14 protein-coding genes are annotated in these 18,816 nt (G+C 70.3%); 6 read left to right on the forward strand and 8 right to left on the reverse strand.

The genetic code is table 11. From position 1 onward, the window contains the following. Positions 1-12 precede the first annotated feature (12 nt). Positions 13-240 (reverse strand): ferredoxin family protein, encoded by a 228-nt coding sequence (locus tag ACFYTQ_RS10285; protein ID WP_280269230.1) that lies wholly within the window; start codon positions 238-240, stop codon positions 13-15. Beyond that, on the reverse strand, positions 241-1,005 hold the full coding sequence (locus tag ACFYTQ_RS10290) for a GntR family transcriptional regulator (protein ID WP_387358953.1): 765 nt from the start codon (positions 1,003-1,005) through the stop codon (positions 241-243). Positions 1,006-1,486: 481 nt separating this feature from the next. On the opposite strand from ACFYTQ_RS10290, the gene ACFYTQ_RS10295 reads away from it, so the two are divergent. Continuing rightward, positions 1,487-2,749 (forward strand): ROK family protein, encoded by a 1,263-nt coding sequence (locus tag ACFYTQ_RS10295; RefSeq protein WP_387358955.1) that lies wholly within the window; start codon positions 1,487-1,489, stop codon positions 2,747-2,749. Between the two features lie 728 nt (positions 2,750-3,477). Here ACFYTQ_RS10295 and ACFYTQ_RS10300 read toward each other — a convergent pair. Continuing rightward, entirely contained in the window at positions 3,478-4,575 is a 1,098-nt protein-coding gene (locus tag ACFYTQ_RS10300) for an FAD-dependent oxidoreductase (RefSeq protein WP_387358957.1), read from the reverse strand. 96 nt (positions 4,576-4,671) lie between these two features. Here ACFYTQ_RS10300 and ACFYTQ_RS10305 point away from each other — a divergent pair, with 96 nt between their 5' ends. Continuing rightward, positions 4,672-5,226 carry a TetR/AcrR family transcriptional regulator gene (locus ACFYTQ_RS10305; protein WP_387358959.1) on the forward strand — a complete coding sequence of 185 codons (555 nt, stop codon included), beginning with the start codon at positions 4,672-4,674 and terminating at the stop codon, positions 5,224-5,226. Here ACFYTQ_RS10305 and ACFYTQ_RS10310 read toward each other — a convergent pair. Further along, complete coding sequence (locus tag ACFYTQ_RS10310; RefSeq protein WP_387358961.1) at positions 5,223-6,821, reverse strand: DUF2207 family protein; 1,599 nt, start codon at positions 6,819-6,821, stop codon at positions 5,223-5,225. The two genes, ACFYTQ_RS10305 and ACFYTQ_RS10310, sit on opposite strands and share 4 nt — an antisense overlap. Before the next feature lie 365 nt (positions 6,822-7,186). On the opposite strand from ACFYTQ_RS10310, the gene ACFYTQ_RS10315 reads away from it, so the two are divergent. Next, positions 7,187-8,047, forward strand: a complete 861-nt coding sequence (locus tag ACFYTQ_RS10315) for a neutral zinc metallopeptidase (protein WP_387358963.1) — start codon at positions 7,187-7,189, stop codon at positions 8,045-8,047. A gap of 345 nt (positions 8,048-8,392) precedes the next feature. Next, positions 8,393-9,343, forward strand: coding sequence for a neutral zinc metallopeptidase (locus ACFYTQ_RS10320; RefSeq protein ID WP_387359214.1), 951 nt, complete (start codon positions 8,393-8,395; stop codon positions 9,341-9,343). A 1-nt stretch (position 9,344) separates the two neighbouring features. On the opposite strand, the gene ACFYTQ_RS10325 is transcribed toward ACFYTQ_RS10320, so the two are convergent. From ACFYTQ_RS10325 to ACFYTQ_RS10340, 4 genes are all read right to left on the reverse strand, one after another. Further along, positions 9,345-10,028, reverse strand: coding sequence for a TetR/AcrR family transcriptional regulator (locus ACFYTQ_RS10325; RefSeq protein ID WP_387358965.1), 684 nt, complete (start codon positions 10,026-10,028; stop codon positions 9,345-9,347). Next, the gene (locus ACFYTQ_RS10330; RefSeq protein ID WP_387358967.1) at positions 10,025-12,259 is read right to left on the reverse strand and encodes an MMPL family transporter; all 2,235 of its coding nucleotides are present in this window, start codon (positions 12,257-12,259) and stop codon (positions 10,025-10,027) included. Before ACFYTQ_RS10330 ends, ACFYTQ_RS10325 begins: the two co-directional genes overlap by 4 nt. A gap of 88 nt (positions 12,260-12,347) precedes the next feature. After that, complete coding sequence (locus tag ACFYTQ_RS10335; protein WP_387358969.1) at positions 12,348-13,640, reverse strand: ammonium transporter; 1,293 nt, start codon at positions 13,638-13,640, stop codon at positions 12,348-12,350. A 48-nt stretch (positions 13,641-13,688) separates the two neighbouring features. Continuing rightward, a complete protein-coding gene (locus tag ACFYTQ_RS10340; RefSeq protein ID WP_387358971.1) occupies positions 13,689-14,513 on the reverse strand; it encodes a hypothetical protein in 825 nt (274 codons plus the stop codon). A gap of 420 nt (positions 14,514-14,933) precedes the next feature. On the opposite strand from ACFYTQ_RS10340, the gene ACFYTQ_RS10345 reads away from it, so the two are divergent. Further along, positions 14,934-17,366, forward strand: a complete 2,433-nt coding sequence (locus ACFYTQ_RS10345) for a DNA polymerase III subunit gamma and tau (RefSeq protein ID WP_387358973.1) — start codon at positions 14,934-14,936, stop codon at positions 17,364-17,366. 233 nt (positions 17,367-17,599) lie between these two features. Next, the gene (locus ACFYTQ_RS10350; RefSeq protein ID WP_387358975.1) at positions 17,600-18,811 is read left to right on the forward strand and encodes an acetyl-CoA C-acetyltransferase; all 1,212 of its coding nucleotides are present in this window, start codon (positions 17,600-17,602) and stop codon (positions 18,809-18,811) included. The last annotated feature ends 5 nt before the right edge of the window (positions 18,812-18,816 follow it).

Raw genomic sequence — 18,816 nt, forward strand, 5'->3', positions numbered from 1 at the left:
GACCGCGCCGGGTCAGCGCAGCAGATAGGGCATGTTCACGGTGACGGCGCCGGTGGGGCAGCGGGCCGCGCACGGGCCGCAGTACCAGCATTCGTCGACGTGCATGTAGGCCTTGCCGTTGTCGGGGTTGATCGCCAGCGAGTCGAGCGGGCAGATCTCCACGCACAGGGTGCAGCCCTCGATACACAGGGATTCATCGATGGTCACCGGGACGTCGGCGCGCTGGTTCACCAGGGCCATTCAGATCAGCCTCCAATCGTCGTCCGCGGGCCGGATCAGGTTGCCGCGCATGGTGATCCGGTCGCCGCGCATGCGGATGTACTCGAGGTCCACCGGGCGGTCGTCCTCCAGCCGGGTGAGCCGTTCGAGCAGCAGCAGGGCGCCGCCCTCGGGCATTTGCAGGGTCGCCGCGGAATGGGCGTCGGCGGTGATCGCCTCCAGGACCAGATCCGCCGAACCCAGGGGGCCGCCGCTGATGTCCTCGATGAGCGCGAACACGTCGTTGGTCTCGAGATCGCGGGCGATGACCTGTTCGCCGATGTCGGGGACCAGGTAGGTCATGTCCAGGCTCAGCGGCAGATCGCCGAGGCAGCGCAGGCGTTCGATGTAGACGGCCTGCTCGCCGGGGCGGATGCGCAACCGGCGGGCCACCGCGGGCGGCGCGGCCACGAGGCGGGCGGCGCGCACCTCGTTGCGCACCTCGCCGTGGCCGCGCAGGGTCTCCTTCAGGCCGCGCAGCGCGTCCAGGCCGTGCTCGTATTTGCGCTGGGCCACATGGGTGCCCACCTTCGGGGCGCGCTCGATGAGGCCCTCGTCCTTGAGCAGGGCCAGCGCGTCGCGCACGGTGTTGCGGGAGACGTCGAATTCGGCGGTGAGCGCGGCCTCGGTGGGCAGCGCGTCGGCGAACGCGCCCGCGTGGATCTGCTGGCGCAGCACATCGGCCACCTGCCGGGCGCGGTCGGCGCGCCGGACGCCCGCGGCGCCGCGGATCGGATGCAGCGTCATTCGGGTCTCCCTCCGCCGTTCACCTGCGGTTCGAGACTCTAAGGGGGGTGGGTGAGCGGTCGGGGGGAGTCGCTTCCGGGTGGCAGGGGACGGGGTGGTTATCCGCCGCTCGGCCGTCGCGCGGGCCTGCCGCAACGATGCCGATCGCGGCTATTGCGCCACCCCGCGACCTGCCCGGAAAGTTATATTCACGGCGATCCCAATGGATGCGTACCGCCTGGTCTGGCGTCGAACAGACATGGGATGATAACTTTTGTGCATGTCCTCCAGCCGTCCGAACGCCGCACGGGTCACTTACATGACCGTTGCGCTCGGTGTGCGGCTGCCGCGGCAGCGGGAGCTGTGTTGTTCCCGCCCGCGCAGCTGAGAACCGCCCCTGGCCCTCATCCGGGCTGATCCGGGCCCATTCTCGCTGCCTTGTTGCTGCCCCTTTTCGGACATGTCCCGTGTGATCCTCGGGACGACAGCAAGGATTTCGCACATGACGAGCCCCACCCTCGAGCGATCGTCCAATGCCACCCTCCCCGCCCGGACCGCTCCCGCGCGTCCGGCCGTGCCGCCCGAACTCCGCATCGCCGACAATCCGGCGGCCGCGGTGTTGCGGGCGGCCACTCGCGGGCCGATCTTCCGCGACAATGCCGCCCAGACTACGGGATTGAGCATCGCGACCGTGAATCGCCAAGTGTCCGCGCTGCTTTCGGCCGGGCTGCTGCGGGAACGCGCCGATCTCACCGCCTCCGGCGCCGTCGGGCGGCCGCGGGTGCCCTTCGAGGTCGACACCGATTCCTACACCACCCTCGGCGTGCACATCGGCGCCAATGTGACCCGGATCGTCGCGGCCGATCTGGCCGGGCGCATCCTCGGCGGTCTGGAGATCGCCACCCCGCAGGCGGGGCAGGAGGCCGCGCTGACCATCATCGCGCGCAGCGCCAAGGCGTTCCTGGATCGGCTGCCGCGGCGGCGGCCGCTGTGGACCGGTGTGGCGCTGGCCGGGCGGGTCGATCCGTCCGGCGGCGTGGTCGATCATCCGCGGCTGGACTGGCAGGCCGCGCCGGTGGCCGCGATCTTCGGCGGGGTGCTGGACCTGCCGGTGTCGGTGGCCCCGCACGTCGAGGCGATGGCGGCGGCGGAGCTGCTGCTGAATCCGGCGACCGAGGAACGGCCCGGGTCCAGCCTCTACATCTACGCGCGGGAGACCGCGGGCATCGCGGTCACCCTGCACGATCGGGTGCACACGCCCGCCAACGGCCCCGGTTCGATCGCCCACCTGCCCACCGGCTCCGATATCGAGTGCTCGTGCGGCCGTCGCGGTTGCTTGGAGGTCACGATCGGCGAGGCCCCGCTGCTGGCCCGCGCCGTGCGCGCGGGCATCGTCCCCAAGCGCGAGGCCCCCCGCCGCCCCGTCATCGCCGACCTCTACCGCGCCGCCGAATCCGGCTCCGCCGAGGCCCGCGCCCTCCTCCTCGACCGCGCCGAAATCCTCGGCCGCACAGCCGCTCTCGTCCGCGACATGTTCAACCCCGACCGAGTGATCCTCGGCGGCCAGGCCTTCACCGGCTACCGCCCCGGAATGGACACCGTCGCAAAGGCATTCACCCACTCCACCACCCTCCCCCCAGCCGACCTCCGCATCAGCCGCTTCGGCAGCCGAGTCCAAGAACACGCCGCCGCAGTAACCTCCCTGAGCGTCTTCTACGCCGACCCCCTCTCCGCCATGCGCCGCTCCACCCGCAGCCCGCGGTAACCCTCGCCTCGTTCCTCGGCGAGGGACAGGTGGGTGTTGCTCGCCGAGGGATGAAGTGGGCGCTTAGGTCGCGTGGGCCGCTCGGCGAGGGCCACGTGCGCCGTTCGGCGAGGGATACGTGTGCGGTCGACGAGGGTCATGTTGGCCGCTCGACAAGGGAATACGTGTGGCGCTCGGCAAGGGACCCGTGAGCCGCTCGCCAAGGGTCACTTGTGCCGCTCGGCGAGGGTCACGTGTGCCGATTGGCGAGGGATACGTGTGCGGCCGACGGGGGGCATGTTGGCCGCTCGACAAGGGAATACGTGTGGCGCTCGGCAAGAGACTCTGAGCCGCTCGACCAGGGATACGTGTGGCGGTCGACTAGGGTCATGTGGGCCGCTCGGGTAAGGGACACGTGGGCCGCTCGACAAGGGACACGTGTGGCGCTCGGGCAAGGTCACGTGTGGCGCTCGGCGAGGGTCACGTGGGCCGCTCGGCGAGGGACACGTGTGGCGCTGCGAGGGTTACGTGGGGCGGTCGGCGGGGGATGCGTGGGCCGCTGGGCAACGGTCTCGTGGGGCGTTCGGCGAGGGACACGGGTGCTCGGCGGGGGACAGGTGGGGTGCTCGGCGGGGGACGGGTGAGGTGCTCGGCGAGTGCGCCATATCTACGGCATTCCGTCTTTTGCGCCATATCTGCGGCGTTCCGCCTTTGTTCCCGCGTCGCGAGCGTTAGCGAGCGGCGCGGGATCAGAGGAAGCGGATTGCCTTGTTGCGCAGGGTGATTCCGAGGGTGGTTTTGGGGACCAGGAATTTGGAGGTGAGGGGGAAGGCTCGTTGGCGGGGGGTGACCAGTTTGCGGTGGCGGTGTTCGTAGCGGGTGAGGGCGGTGGGGAGGTGGGGGATGGTGGCGAGTTCTTCGGCGAGGGTGTGGGCGGCGGTGATGGCGAGGGTGGAGCCGTCGCCGAAGAGGGAGAGGCAGGCGGCGGCGTCGCCGAGGAGGGTGATGGGGCCGGTGGTCCAGGTGGGGGTGTGGACTCGGCTGACGGCGTCGAAGTAGAGGTCGGGGGTGGATTTCAGGTGGTCCAGGTGGTCGGTGTAGATGCCCAGGTGGGGGGTGTAGGCGTCGACGACGAGGCGTTTGCGGTCCTCGGTGTCGCGCGGGGTGCGGTCGGTGGGGTGGTGGAAGATGAAGGAGGCCAGGGCTTTTCCGTTCGCGGGGTGGACGGCGAAGGCGTGGCGGGGGGTGTTGAGCATGACGACCTCGTGTTCGTCGTGCAGGGGACGGTCGACGGGGAAGGTGGCGACGTACATGCCCAGGGGGCGGACGTACTCGGATTCGGGACCGAAGGCCAGGCGGCGGACCGCGGAGTGCAGGCCGTCGGCCCCGACGACCAGGTCGAAATGCTCGGCGGCGCCGCGTTCGAACGTCACGTCCACCCCGTCCCCGGCGCGCGTCAGACCGGAAATCGAGTCGCCCCAGCGGATTTCGGCGTGTTCGGCGGCGGCCGAGAGCAGCGTGCCCGCGAGATCCGCGCGCGCCACCTCCACCTCCCGATCCCCGGCCGAGCCCTGGAACGCCCGCATGTCCACCCGGGCCCGCTCCCGCCCCGACGGATCCACGAACACCATCCGCCGCACCTGTGAGGCCGCCTCGCGCAGCCGCGGCAGAACGCCCATCCGCTCGACGATGTCGACGGCCGCGCCCTTGACGTCCACCGGATTCCCACTCGACCGCTGCCCGGCCGCCCGCTCCACGACGGTCACCCGAAAGCCTTGCCGCCCGAGCCAATACGCCGCCGTGGACCCGGCGATCCCGGCCCCGGAGATCAGCACACTCTTGCCCATGATCCAGATCCTCTCCAGAAGTGGACGAATATCGTCCGCTTAAGCCACGGTACGCTATGCGGAAGCTTTTCGTCCACTTATACTCCGGAGGTAGGGATGCGCGCCGACGCCCGCAGCAATCGCGACCAGATCCTGGCGGCCGCCCAGGTCGTGTTCCGGGAGCTGGGCGTGGATGTGCCGATGAAGGTGATCGCCGATCGCGCGGGCGTCGGGGTGGGCACGCTGTATCGCCGCTTCCCCGACCGGGATTCGCTGATCAGCGCCGCCGCTCACGAATATCTTGCGGGTCTGGCCCGGCTGGCCGAGACCGCGTGGCGGGAGGAGGGCGCGGCCTGGCCAGCGCTGTGCCGGTTCCTGCGCGAATGCGCCGAATTGCGGTTGGGCGCACTGGCTTCCGCGCTCGAACCGAATCTGCACGACGAGATCCGATCCGATCCGAACCTCACCGCCGTGCGCGCCCGCGTGGCCGACCTCGTCGAGCGGCTGACCACCCAGGCCCGTGCCGACGGCGACCTGCGCTCCGACGCCACCGCCGAGGACATCGCCCACCTGATGACCGTGCAGGTCTACGCCCATCCCCAGGGGCGGACCTACGGCGAGGCCGTCGCCCGCACGATGGAGATCGTCCTCGACGGCCTGCGGGCCCGCTAGGCGAACAGACCCTCGAGCGCGGTGATGAAGTACGGGAAGTGCCCGGCGAACCGGTGCAGATTCCGATCCCGCTCGAACCCGCCGAACCAGTACAGCCCCGGCTGCCGATCCGCCGACGGATCCAGATCGCGGAACGCGCGGATCCAATTGTCCGCGCGCCCACCGATGATCGTGAACGGCAGCGCCCGGGAGAACACCAGTTCCCGATCGCCCGGCGGAATCCGATCGGGCCGCAGTTCGTCCAGCCCGCGTTGCAACGCCCGCACCCGGCCGACGACCTCACGCCCGGCCGCCGTGCGCACCGGCAGGTAGCGCGGCAGCAGCAGCGCCGCCACACCGCCGAGCGCGATGGCGACGCCGACCAGCGCGTGGCCGCCGGTGATCGCCAGCACGACGGTGGTCGCGACGCCGATCACCACCAGCGCGACGCCCAGCCAGAACGGCACGCCCCGCCGCGTGCGATCGACCAGCACACCGCGGTCGACGGCGGCGCTCACCAGCGCCGCCCGCACCGGCTCGCCGAGGGCCCGGCCGCGCAGTTCGCTCAGCGTCACCGTATCGGTCCCGTCGGGCAGGACCGCGCGATACACCCGCTTCTCGTAGTCGCGCAGTTGGTCGTCGGCCGGATTGAGCCGCGCCACACGCCAATCCGCATCGCTGATCGGCTCGATCCGCACGTAGCGTCGCACGGCCAGGTCCACGACGGTCGCGGCGAGATCGGCGGCGTCGGCGGATCCGTCCAGCAGCACCCCGGCCTCGCCCGGCAGCATACCCTCCGGCGAGGTGAACTCGACGCCATTGTCGTTCTGCCGCAAGGGATCCCACTGCTCGCGGCCGACCAGCGCCGCCGCGTCCTGCCGCCGCGACCACGCCACGAAACCGGCGAGGGCGGCCAGCGCGGCCACCAGCACCCCGAACGCCACCAGGACGGGAACGGTGACGGCGAAGGGCCCGGAGGAACTTCCGTCGCGGATGTCGGCGTTCGGGGGAACGGTGCCCGGTGGAAGTTGCAGGGTCACGTCGAGCACGTCGCCGCGGTGCAGGCCCTCCTGGGTCAGGAACATCACCCCGTCCGGTTCGACCCGGACGTCGTTGCACTTCTTCGCCTGTCCCGGCGGCCCGATCGTGCAGTCGGCGATGCCCATGCGGTAGCTCGGGCTGATGATCGACGCGTCGATGGAGGAGACGTCGGCGTTGAGTACGCCCGTCCATTTGAACAACTGCGTGCCCGGCGCCTCGCTGACCACCCCGTGCACCGTGTACGCGAACGACGATTCGCCGGGCTGCGAGTCGAGGGTGAACCGGTCGCCCTCGGTCTTCGCCGTGCCCTGGCCGGTGGCCGACACATCGGAGACGGTGAAACGTCGTTCGCCGCTGTCCCCCTGCGCGATTCGCAGCGGCAACACCATGTGGAACTGCCCGCCCGGCGGCACCTGAACCGTCTCGGAAACCTGGAGCAATCCGTCGTCGGTGAGTTTCAGATCCGCCGTGATCGCGGCCCCGTCGGCCGTCTGCGCCCGGGCGGGTAATCCCGCGAACATTCCCGCCAGCACGAGCACCAGAGCGCCCAGGGCGCCCCCCCGAAAGATCAGCATGGGGCCTTAGCTTAGACAGCTTGCTATTCTGCGTCAGCGGCTGTCGAGAACCAGAAAGAACCAGGGGGAGCGGGGGAGTGAGTCAACCACCCTACGGATACGGCCCGATTCCGCCCGGCGGTCGGCCGGGTCCGCCGTACGGGCCGCCGCCGGGTCATCGGCCCGCGCCGGGGTATCCGCCGCCGCCGCCGGGTTATCCACCGGCGCAAGGATATCCGCCGGGATATTCCCAGCCGCAGCCCTATCCTGGTTATCCCCAGGGGCCGGGTTATCAACAGCCTCGCGCGCCGTATCCACAGGCTCCCTACGGTCCGCCGGGACCGCCACCGCCGCCGCGCAAGGGTGGGGGCGGTCGTTTCGCCGGGGTGCTGGTGCTCGTCATCCTGATCGTGGTGGTCGGGCTGGTGCGCGTCGGTGTGCGCACGGGCGTGCACGCGGTGACCCACTCCGGGGGCCGGGCGGAGTACACCTACGGGCCGACGACCACCGGAAATGGTTCGGGCGCAACGGGTGTCGCGGAGACCGGCGCCAATCCGCTGCTGGCCGATCCGGGTTCGCCGCTGAGCCCCGCGCGTTGCGCCTACGCGCCGTGGGGGACCCGGGTGGAGGTCGCGCGGGCCTTCTTCGAGAGCGCGGCTACCTGTCTCGAACAGGCGTGGCGGCCGCTGCTCACCGCCGCGAAACTGCCGTTCAGCAAGCCGAATCTGAAGGTCACCGCGAGCACCGCGGGCATCACCACGCCGTGCACGGGCAGCAGCAACAACTTCGCGGCCTTCTACTGCGGCGCGGATCAGACCATATACATGCCGATCAGCCAGCTGCAGACCGAGATGTTCAAGGATCACTGGGAGATCTACCTGTCGGTGTTCTCCCACGAGTACGGACATCACGTGCAGGCGCAGGCGGGCATCCTGGCCGCAGCCAACCGCCAGCGCCGCGACGCGGGCCCGAAGACGACCCAGGGCCTCGAGATCTCGCGGCGAATCGAGTTGCAGGCCAACTGTTTCGACGGCATGTTCCTGTCCTCCTCCGCGACCGGCGGTTCGCTGTCGCCGTCGCAGACCGGCAATGCCCGCGAGGACGCCTACGGCCGCGGCGACGCCCCCGGCGACATGCGCGACCACGGCACCGCCCGGCACATGGGCGACTGGTTCAGCACCGGCTTCGACCAGAACAAGACCGCCCAGTGCAACACCTTCACCGCCCCCGCGACCCAGGTGAGCTGACCCATGACCCAGCCGCCCTATCCGCCGTACGGCCCGGGTCCGGGGTATGGGCCGCCGCCTGGAGAGGGCTCGCCGCCGGGGTATGGGCCACCGCCCGGGCAGGGCTCGCCGCTGGGGCACGGCTCACCGCCCGGGCAAAGCCCGCCGCCGGGGTACGGCTCGGGTCCGGGGTATGGCCCGCCGCCCGGATATGGCCCACACCCGGGTTACGGGCCGCCGCCCGGCCATACCTCTCCTTACGGCCAGCCGTATCACAGTGCGCTGCAAGGCTTTCCACCGCTCCCCCCGGCGGGCTACGGGGCGTATCCGCCGAGGCGGCGGGGTGTGGGTGGGGTGGTCGTGACGATGTTCGCGGTGTTGACGGTGCTCGTGGTGGTGGGGGGACTGGTGGTCTTCGCGGGGGCGCGGACGCATCGGAATCTGGGCGGGGGGTATGTCGCGCCGAGTTTCACCTATACGCCGCCCACCTTCGAGAGCACGGCGGCGTATCCGACGGCGGAGACCACCACGACTCGTGCGGCCCCGACGACGCGTAGTACCGCCGCCCGGCCGACGACCACGAAACCCGCTGGGCCGCAACCGGTCGCGGCGACGGTGGACAATCCGTTGTTCCGGGATCCGGAGTCGGGGCTGATCAATATCTCGTGCGACTATCCGCGGTGGGGGGCGAATGTCGCCGCCGCCAAGGCGTTCTTCGAGGCGGCGCGCGATTGTCTGGATCAGATGTGGCGGCCGGTGTTGAAGGCGGCGAATCTGCCGTTCGCGACGCCGAATCTGAGCGTGACGGCCAGCGCCGCGGGCATCTCGACGCCGTGCACGGGCGACAACGCCAACTGGGCGGCGTTCTACTGCTCGGCGAACCAGACCATCTACATGCCGCTCGATCACGTGTTCATCAACGAGAACCCCAACGATTCGGTGATCTTCCTGGCCGTCTTCGCGCACGAATACGGTCACCACGTGCAGACGGTCGCCGGAATCATGGACAAGGCCCACCGCGACCGGTACGACGCGGGCACGAGAACCCCACGGGGACTGGAACTCTCGCGCCGCACCGAACTCGAGGCGCAGTGCTTCGGCGGCATGTTCATCGGCTCGTCCACCTTCGTCGGCACCATCGATCGCGATCAGATGCGGCGCACCGTCGACGACAACTACGGGCGCGGCGACAAAGCCGGGGACTCCCGCGACCACGGATCCAAACAGAACTACGGCGACTGGTACGCGCACGGCGTGGAGAACAACCGCACCCAGAAGTGCAATACCTGGAACTCCCCGCCGAATTCGGTCTCCTGAGTCAATCGGCCTCGCGCAGACCCACCAGCCAGCGCACGGTCTCGTCGACGGTGGGATCGCCGCCCATGCTGTCGAGCACGGCCCGCCCGACGCACGCGGCGGCGAGCGCCTTGTCGGCGACGGTCTCCGGATCACCCCACGGCAGATCGGGTTTGGCGATCATGAGCGAGACGATGCCGTGCGCGCTCGCCCACATCTGCAACACCACCGGCAGCGGATCGCCCGCCGCCAGCACCCCGGCGTCCATGGCCTCGCGCACGGTCCGCGACATCCGCCGGAACACCGAACTCCCCAGCACCTGATCGACCGCGCGGGGCCGGTTGCGCGTCCCGCCCGCGGTCGCGATGCGGTACTGCCCGGGATGATCCAGCGCGAAGCGCACATACGCCAGGCCCTGCGCCCGCATGCGTTCGATCGGGGAGACGTCGGGATCGGTGGCGGCGGCGATGGCGGCGTCGAGGTTCTCGAAGACCTGCGCCACCACGAGATCGATCAGGGCGTCCTTGTCGGCGAAGTGCCGGTAGATCGAGGGCGCGCTGACCCCGACCCGTCGGCTCACCGCGCGGATGGATACGGCGTCGGCATTGCCGGTGTGCGCCAGCAACTCCCGGGTGGCCGCCAGGATCTCGTCGCGCAGCGCGGCGCCGCTGCCGCGCGCCGACCGGGGGCGGCGCCCGACGGTCATCGCCGTCCCACCGGCTCCGGTTCGGGTACTTCGGCCTCCTCGCTCAGGCCGAACCGTTCGTGCCAGCGGGCCAACGGGGCGGGCGCCCACCAGTTGAACGTGCCGAGCAGCCGCATGAGCGCGGGCACCAGCAGGCCGCGGATGACGGTGGCGTCGGCGAGCACGGTCAGCGTGAGACCCAGGCCGAAGGTCTGGATGAAGCTCACCTTCCCGAAGGCCATGGCGCCCAGCACGATCGCCATCAGCACGGCCGCCGCGGTCACGATGCGCCCGGTGCGCGCGACGCCGACCGCGACGGAACGCTCGTTGTCGGCCGGGGTGCGATCCGAGGCCAGCCACGTCTCCCGGATCCGGGAGAGCAGGAAGACCTCGTAGTCCATCGACATGCCGAAGGCCAGGCAGAACATCAGCACCGGCATGGTGGCCACCAGATAGCCGGTGGGGGTGAAACCGATCAGATCGGCCAGATGGCCGTCCTGGAAGATCCACACCATCATGCCGAACATCGCGGTGAGCGAAAGACAGTTCAGCACCAGGGTTTTCAGCGGGAGGATCACACTGCCGGTGAACAGGAACAGCACCACGAACGTCGCCAGCGCGATCAGCGCCGCCACCAACGGGATTCGCGCGCCGAGGGCGTGCAGGCCGTCGACGTTCATCGCGCCCGCGCCGCCGAACAGTGCGGGCGCCGGGGCCGGGACCGCGCGCAGATGTTCGAGCTGATGTTTGCCGTCCTCCGAGAACGGGTCGAATTTCGTTGCGACCGTGAGGTATTGGCCCGCGTCGGTGAGCATCCCGGGCGGTGCGGGGGCGAGCCGATTCCCGGACGTGTAGACGCCCGCGTTGGACAGCACCGTCGAGACGCCCTCCACCTTGGACAGCGCCGCCGCGTAGGCGCCGGCGTCGTCGCGGTAGCCGGGCAGGACGACCGTGGCCGACATTCCGGCGTTCACGGCCGGGAACTGACCGCGCAGTTCGTCGCCGACCAGGCGGCTGGTGGCGTTCGCGGGCAGCACGCGGTCGTCGGGATAGCCGAATTTGACGCCCAGGAACGGTGATCCGAGCGCGAGCAGGACCGCGGTGATCGCCAGCGCGACCGGCAGCGCGTGCCGCATCACCCAGGTGACCATGCGGTACCAGCCGGTCTGTTCGAGCGGGCCCGGCACCGGTTCCGGGCGGCGCAGCAGTCGGCGCAGCGGCACCCGCAGATTCCAGGCGTTGACCCGGTCGCCCAGCAGCACCAGCGCCGCGGGCAGCACCAGGATCGAGGCGATCGCGGCGGTGGCCACCACCGCGACGCCCGAGTAGGCGAACGACTTCAGGAAGTACAGGTCGAACAGGCTCAGCACGGCCAGCGCGAGGGCCACGGTCAGCGCGGAGAACAGCACCGTGCGGCCCGCGGTCTGCACCGCCCGGATGGTGGCCGCGCGATGGTCGAGGCCGCGTTCGAGTTCCTCGCGGTAGCGGCTGACGATGAACAGGCTGTAGTCGATGGCGAGCGCGAGGCTCAGCGCCGTGGTCATGTTCAGCGCGTAGATCGACACGTCGGTGAACAGCGTGATCAGGCGCAGGATGGCGAGGGTGGTCGCGATGGCGAACAGGCCGACCGCCAGCGGCAGCGCCGCGGCGACCACGCTGCCGAACACCAGGATCAGCACCAGCGCGGTCAGCGGGATGGCGATGCCCTCGGCGACCTGAAGGTCCTTGGTGACCTGGGTGTTCACCTCGTGGTACACGGCGGCCATGCCACCGGCGTACACGCTCACGCCCGGGGTGGCGCCGTCGAGGTCGGCGACGATCTGCCCGGCCGCCTTCTGCGCGGCGTCGTCACCGCCCTTCAGATACGCGACGACGAGCCCCTCCTTGCCGTCGGTGCTGCGCAGGACCGCGCGCACGGTCGGCGGGCTGGTCCAGTACGAGCGGACGCCGACGGCGTCGCCACGCGCTTGGAGCCGGTTGGCGATATCGGCCCCGGCCGCGCGGGCGGCGGGGGCGTCGACGCCCTGGTCCGAGCGGACGAGCAGCACGAAATTGGGTTGGGCGCCGTCGAATTCGTCGGCGAGAATCCTGGTGGCCCGGCTCGATTCGGCGCTGTCGGAGGTGAAGCCGCCGGACTTCAGGTGCGAGGTGGCGGTCGCGCCGAACGCGCCGCACGCCAGTGCCAGCGCCAGGGCCGCCAGCAGGATCGCGCGCGGATACCGGGTCGACAGCTGTGCGATTCGGGTGAGCATCGGCGGCCCCCAGCCGGTCGTCGAACGATAACGGCGTTAGGCTAACGCCGTTATCTCACGGCCCGGCACCTACCGCGGGCGGAGTTCGTCAGTGATCTCGCTCACTCTTGTGCTGATGTTGCCCGAACAGTCCGCGCGGCGCGTGCCCGTGCACGCCCTCCACGTAGGCGGTCTCGGCGTGCAGCGCGAAGTCGATGCCCGCCACCTCGTCCTCGGCGCTGACCCGGAAGCCGAGCACCCGGTCGATGAGCTTGCCCAGCACGAACGACACCGCGAAGGCGTAGGCCGCGACCGTCACCACGCCCACGGCCTGCTTGCCCAGCTGGGCCAGCCCGCCGCCGTAGAACAGCCCGCGCGCGCCGCCGGTCATCACCTCGTTGGCGAGCAATCCGATCAGCAGCGTGCCGATCACCCCGCCCGCGAAGTGCACGCCCACCACGTCGAGCGAATCGTCATAGCCCGCACGGAACTTCCAGCCCACCGCGAACGAGCACAGCACGCCCGCGACGAGGCCCACGATCAGCGCGCCCAGGGTGTTCACCGAACCGCAGGACGGGGTGATCGCGACCAGGCCCGCGACCGCGCCCGAGGCCGCGCCGAAGGTGGTCGGCCGGCCGTCGCGAATCCGTTCCACCGCGAGCCAGCCCAACATGCCCAGGCAGCCCGCGACCAGGGTGTTGAGGAAGACCCCGGCCGCCACCCCGTCGGGCCGCAGCTCCGATCCGGCGTTGAAACCGAACCAGCCGAACCACAGCAGGCCCGCGCCCAGCAGCACGAACGGCAGATTGTGCGGCCGCATCGCGTCGACCTTGAAACCGATCCGCGGCCCGAGCACCAGCGCCAGCGCGAGAGCCGAAGCGCCCGAGACGATCTCGACCACCAGACCGCCCGCGAAGTCCAGCGTCCCGAACGACGACAGCCAGCCGTTCGGGCCCCAAACCCAGTGCGCCACGGGCGAATACACCAGCAGTGCCCACAGCGGGACGAACACCATCCAGGCCGAGAACTTCGCGCGGTCGGCGATGGCCCCGCTCACCAGGGCCGCGGTGAGAATCGCGAAGGTCAGCTGGAAGGTGACATACAGCAGTTCGGGGACACCGTGGTGGATCGTGCCGGGATCGATGCCCGCGAGCGCGGTGTGGGCCAGGTTCCCGATCACGCCCCCGCCCGCGTCCTCGCCGAAGGCGAGCGTGTAGCCGAACAACAGCCAGGCCACGGTCACCAGCGGGATGGCGATGAAGCTCATCATCAGCATGTTCAGCACGCCGGTCGTGCGCACCATGCCGCCGTAGAAGATGGCGAGGCCGGGCGTCATGAGCAGCACCAGCGCGGTACTGGCCAGCACCCAGGCCGTCGCCGCGGGATCGAGGGTCGAGGGCACGGTAACTCCTTCCACGCGTGATCGCGTTGCAGAGAAGTTACCGAATGCTCACCGCTTCGCCTTGCGGGCCAGCGCCCGGAGTCCCCGTGGGCCGGGCACCGGGAGGTCGTCGCGCAGGGCCAGCCACTCGGCGGTCATCAGCCATTGCTGCTGGGCGCGGGCGTCGGCGGTGTCGTTGAACACGCGGCGGCCGCGATCGTCGCGCAGATCGTGGGCGAGCACCGACCAGCGCGGCGGACGGCCGTGTTCGCGCTCGTGGTCGGCGAGGAATTCGGCGATGAGCTTGCCGATCGTATTCACCGGCCGCAACGAGACTCGATTGCCGTATCGGTCCGCATGGAAACGCCTTCCCGCGCACAATGATCGGGGCGTCGCGTCGAATGCGATCCAGCCCGCGCGCTGGGCGCGTTCGATCAGCCACAGATGTTTGATCGCATTCGGGGGGATATCGCCCACGCGTTCGCGAATGAGCGCGCGGATCGGCTCGGCCAGCAGAATGTCGCGTCGCGTCGGGCCGATTCCGTGTTCGGCGCGGTAATCCTGGGTGAGGTTCGCCAGCACTCGCCCGAAATCCTCGATGCCGCGCTGGGCGCGGCGGCCCAGTCGTTCGATGCGCTCGGCCTCCTGGCGCATCTCGTTCTGCACGATGAGCGTGCGGATCGCCGCGAGGGTCGGCACCTGGCCGCGATCGAGGAGTTCGAGGATGGCGGCGGCGGTGGTCGGGTCGGCGGCGGCGGTGACCGGCAGGGAATCGCGATTGAGGGCGTAATCGCCCGGACTGATCGCGCGGCTGAGCAAACCGACGGCGGTGCGGTTTCCGGCGAAATCCGTATGGGCGAGCCAGGCGGCGGCGATGTCGTCACACGACGTCACTGTCGAGTTTCCTCCGGGAAAGTCGCGGGAGGGGCGGTCGGGAAGGTTGTGCCCCGGTCGGGATGAGGGACCGACCGGGGTCACCAACCTGATGAAGGTTTGGCTACCGAAGTTGCCGAGGACCACGGTAGCCAGCGGAATGCGAATTACGCCAACCGGTTGATGGAATCGTTACGTGGGGCAATTTCCCCGCTAACCGGGGAATTGGTCGGGAAAATATGGCCGAGGACGAGACGGGCTCGGTAAACGTCCGAATTTGGTTGTAGCCCGAATTCGAACCACCCCTGCATCGCCGTCCGGTTCGGGACGGGTGGGACTAACGGGCCCGAGGAATGATTGTGACGTGTATCACATGTGGGAGCGGGGGTCGGTGCGGCCAGCGCGTGACGGGCTGTCGGTGCGCGCCGGTACCCTCGGCGCGTGGCTCTGTACCGGAAGTACCGACCGGCAACGTTCGCAGAGGTGGTGGGGCAGGAGCACGTCACCGACCCGTTGAGCACCGCGCTCGACACCGGGCGGATCAGTCATGCCTACCTGTTCTCCGGCCCGCGCGGCTGCGGTAAGACCTCCTCCGCGCGCATCCTCGCGCGCTCGCTCAACTGCGAGCAGGGGCCGACCTCGCGGCCGTGCGGGTTGTGCTCCTCGTGTGTGGCGCTGGCGCCCGGCGGGCCGGGCAATCTCGACGTCATCGAACTGGACGCCGCGAGCCACGGCGGCGTGGACGACACCCGCGAACTGCGCGACCGGGCCTTCTATGCCCCGGCCGAATCGCGCTACCGCGTGTTCATCGTCGACGAGGCGCACATGGTCACCACGGCCGGGTTCAACGCGCTGCTCAAGATCGTCGAGGAGCCGCCCGCCCATTTGATCTTCGTCTTCGCCACCACCGAGCCGGACAAGGTGCTGCCGACCATCCGCTCGCGCACCCATCACTACCCGTTCCGGCTGCTGCCCCCGGCCACCATGCGCGGGCTGCTCGGCACGATCTGCGAGCAGGAGCACGTCCAGGTCGAGGAGGCGGTGTACCCCTTGGTGATTCGCGCGGGCGGCGGTTCCCCGCGCGATAGCCTCAGCGTGCTGGACCAGCTGCTGGCGGGCGCGGGGCCGGAGGGGGTCACCTATCAGCGGGCGCTGGCCCTGCTGGGCGTCACCGATATCGCGCTGATCGACGACGCGGTCGAGGCGCTGGCCGCCGACGACGGCGCGGCGCTGTTCGGCACGGTCGATCGGGTCGTCGAGGCCGGGCACGATCCCCGTCGCTTCGCCACCGATCTGCTCGAGCGCGTCCGCGACCTCATCCTGCTGCGCGCGGTCCCCGACGCCGTCGAGCGCAATCTGGTCACCGGGCCCGGCGACGTCCTCGACCGGATGCACGATCAGGCCCAGCGCATCGGCCCCGCGGCCCTGGCCCGCTACGCCGAACTCCTGCACGAGGGCCTCGGCGAGATGCGCGGCGCCACGGCCCCCCGCCTGCTGCTCGAGGTCGTCTGCGCCCGCATGCTCCTGCCCGCCGTCTCCGATGCCGAATCGGCCACGCTGCAACGGCTCGAGCGGCTGGAACGCCGGATGGAAGGGGGAGTTCCGCCCGCGCCCGCCGCCCCACAGGCCGCGCCCGCGCCCGCCGCTCCGGCCCAGCAGCCGGGTGGGTCCCGCCGCCGTGGCGCGGAGGCCCTGGCCGCCATCCGGGAGCATCGGGGCGGAAAGCCCGACGCGGCAACGACTTCCGACGAACCGGCTCCGGAGGCCCGGCCCGCCGGGGCGACGGCCGTGGGGCGGCAGCCGTCCACGGCGGGACAGGCGGCCGAGGCCGACCCGAATTCCGGTGCGCCCGAGGCGGTTTCGGATGCGAATGCCGCTCCCGCCACGGCGGACGAGCGGCCCGCCGCCGCGCCTTCGGAACCGAACGACCCGACGCCGCAAACGGTGTCGGACACTCCGGCCGACGCGGACGCGCGACCGGAGGCTCCGGTGCTGGGGGAGCAGCGGCCGCATCCGGCGCAGCGCGCTCAGGGCTTGGCCGGGGGTGGGTCGAGCGCTGACGAACCCGCGGAAAGCGCCGCGCCGCAACCTGATTCGGCGGAAACGGAAGACGAGCCCGAGCGGCCGGACGCCCCCGAGGTCGTCGAGGCCGACGCCCTGACGGTCGTGGCCGCGGGCGGCGACGACGCGCTGCTGCGGGAGATCGAGGCGAAGTGGGGGGAGATCCGGGCCAAGGTGCGCGAGTTCGGGGCCGCGGTGCACGCGCTGCTGTCCGGGGCCTCGGTGGCCCGGGTCGAGGGCGAGGTCATCGTGTTCGCGCATCAGCACGCGCCGCTGGCGCAGCGATTGTCGAACCCGAAGTACGTGGAGGCCGTGCAGGCGGCGATCCACGCGGTCGTCGGCCGGGAGCACGGCGTGCGCTGGGAGGCTGCGGGTGCGTCGCCCGCGCGCGGGCAGGCGGCCCCCGGGTCGCAACAGCGCACCCCTAGCGCGCCCGCGCGCGGCGGGCAGGAGGCGCCCAAGAACGCGGCCCGCTTCACCCGCCCGAGCCAGGCCCGGTCCGCGTCGCCCGAGGCCCAGCCCGCGCGCGCGGCCGAAACGGGCGCGGCCGAATCGGATTCGGGCACGCGGCAGGCGCCCCCGGACGACGACATCCCGCTCCCGGACGGACCGGACCTCCCGGACGACCCTGGACCCGAGGGCTACTCGCCGGTAGGTTATGTAGGTGTCCCACCCGCGTCGACGCCGGAGGAGGAGCGGGAGATGCTCGCGGAGTCGGCCCGTCCGGTTCCGGCGGGCGATCGCCGCGACCCCGATGAAATGGCGTTGGAGCTACTTCGAACTGAGCTGGGCGCCACAGCGCTCGACGGTTGACAGCCACCTGCCCGACCACGTTAAGTTAACCAGAGTTCGCATACGGCGGTACACTACGGGTGCATCGGGCCGATGCCTGCCGCTTTTTGTACAGCGTTATGCGGTGCGAGCGACGGGCGAGGGCCGCCAACTGAACACGGACGGTCGGACTCCCACGAGCCGGTCGGCGAGGTTACCCGCGGCGGTACCGCACCCCACGGTGTCGGCGCACCCCAAGGAAGGAAAACTCCGATATGACCACAGAGGCCTACATTTACGAGGCCATCCGCACCCCGCGCGGCCGCAACAAGAAGGGCACGCTGCACTCGGTCAAGCCGATCGACCTGACCACCGGTCTGGTTCGGGAGCTGCGCAACCGCTTCCCCGATCTGGACGAGGAGCGCATTTCGGACGTCATCCTGGGTGTCGTGTCGCCGGTCGGTGACCAGGGCGCCGACATCGCCCGCACCACCGTGCTGACCTCGGGCCTGCCCGAGACCGTCGGCGGTACCCAGATCAACCGCTTCTGCGCGTCCGGCCTCGAGGCCGTCAACCTCGCCGCCCAGAAGGTCCGCTCCGGCTTCGAGGACCTGGTCATCGCCGGTGGCGTGGAGTCCATGTCGCGCGTGCCGATGGGTTCCGACGGCGGCGCGATGTTCGCCGACCCGTGGACCAACTACGAGAACTACATTGTGCCGCAGGGCATTTCGGCCGACCTGATCGCGACCATCGAGGGCTTCACCCGCGAGGACGTCGACGCCTACGCCGTGCGGTCGCAGGAGCGCGCGGCCGCGGCCTGGACCGGCGGCTACTTCACCAAGTCCGTGGTGCCCGTCAAGGACATCAACGGCCTGACCATCCTCGACCGGGACGAGCACATGCGCCCGGGCACCACCCTCGAGGATCTGGCCAAGCTGAACCCCTCGTTCGCCGGCATCGGCGAGATGGGCGGCTTCGACGCGGTGGCGCTGCAGAAGTACCATTTCGTCGAGAAGATCAACCACGTCCACCACGGCGGCAACAGCTCCGGCATCGTCGACGGCGCGGCGCTGGTCCTGGTCGGCAACGAGGAGGCCGGTAAGGCGTCCGGCCTGACCCCGCGCGCCCGCATCGTCGCGACCGGCATCAGCGGCGCCGACGCCACCATCATGCTCACCGGCCCGACCCCGGCCGCGCACAAGGCCCTGGCCAAGGCGGGTCTGTCGGTGGACGACATCGACCTGTTCGAGATCAACGAGGCGTTCGCGTCGGTCGTCCTGAAGTTCCAGAAGGACCTGAACATCCCGGACGAGAAGCTCAACGTCAACGGCGGCGCGATCGCCATGGGCCACCCGCTCGGCGCCACCGGCGCGATGATCACCGGCACCATGGTCGACGAGCTGGAGCGCCGCAATGCCCGCTACGCCCTGGTGACCCTGTGCATCGGCGGCGGCATGGGCGTGGCCACCATCATCGAGCGCGTCTGACGCCT

Source organism: Nocardia sp. NPDC004068, assembly GCF_042874315.1.
Classification (GTDB): domain Bacteria; phylum Actinomycetota; class Actinomycetes; order Mycobacteriales; family Mycobacteriaceae; genus Nocardia.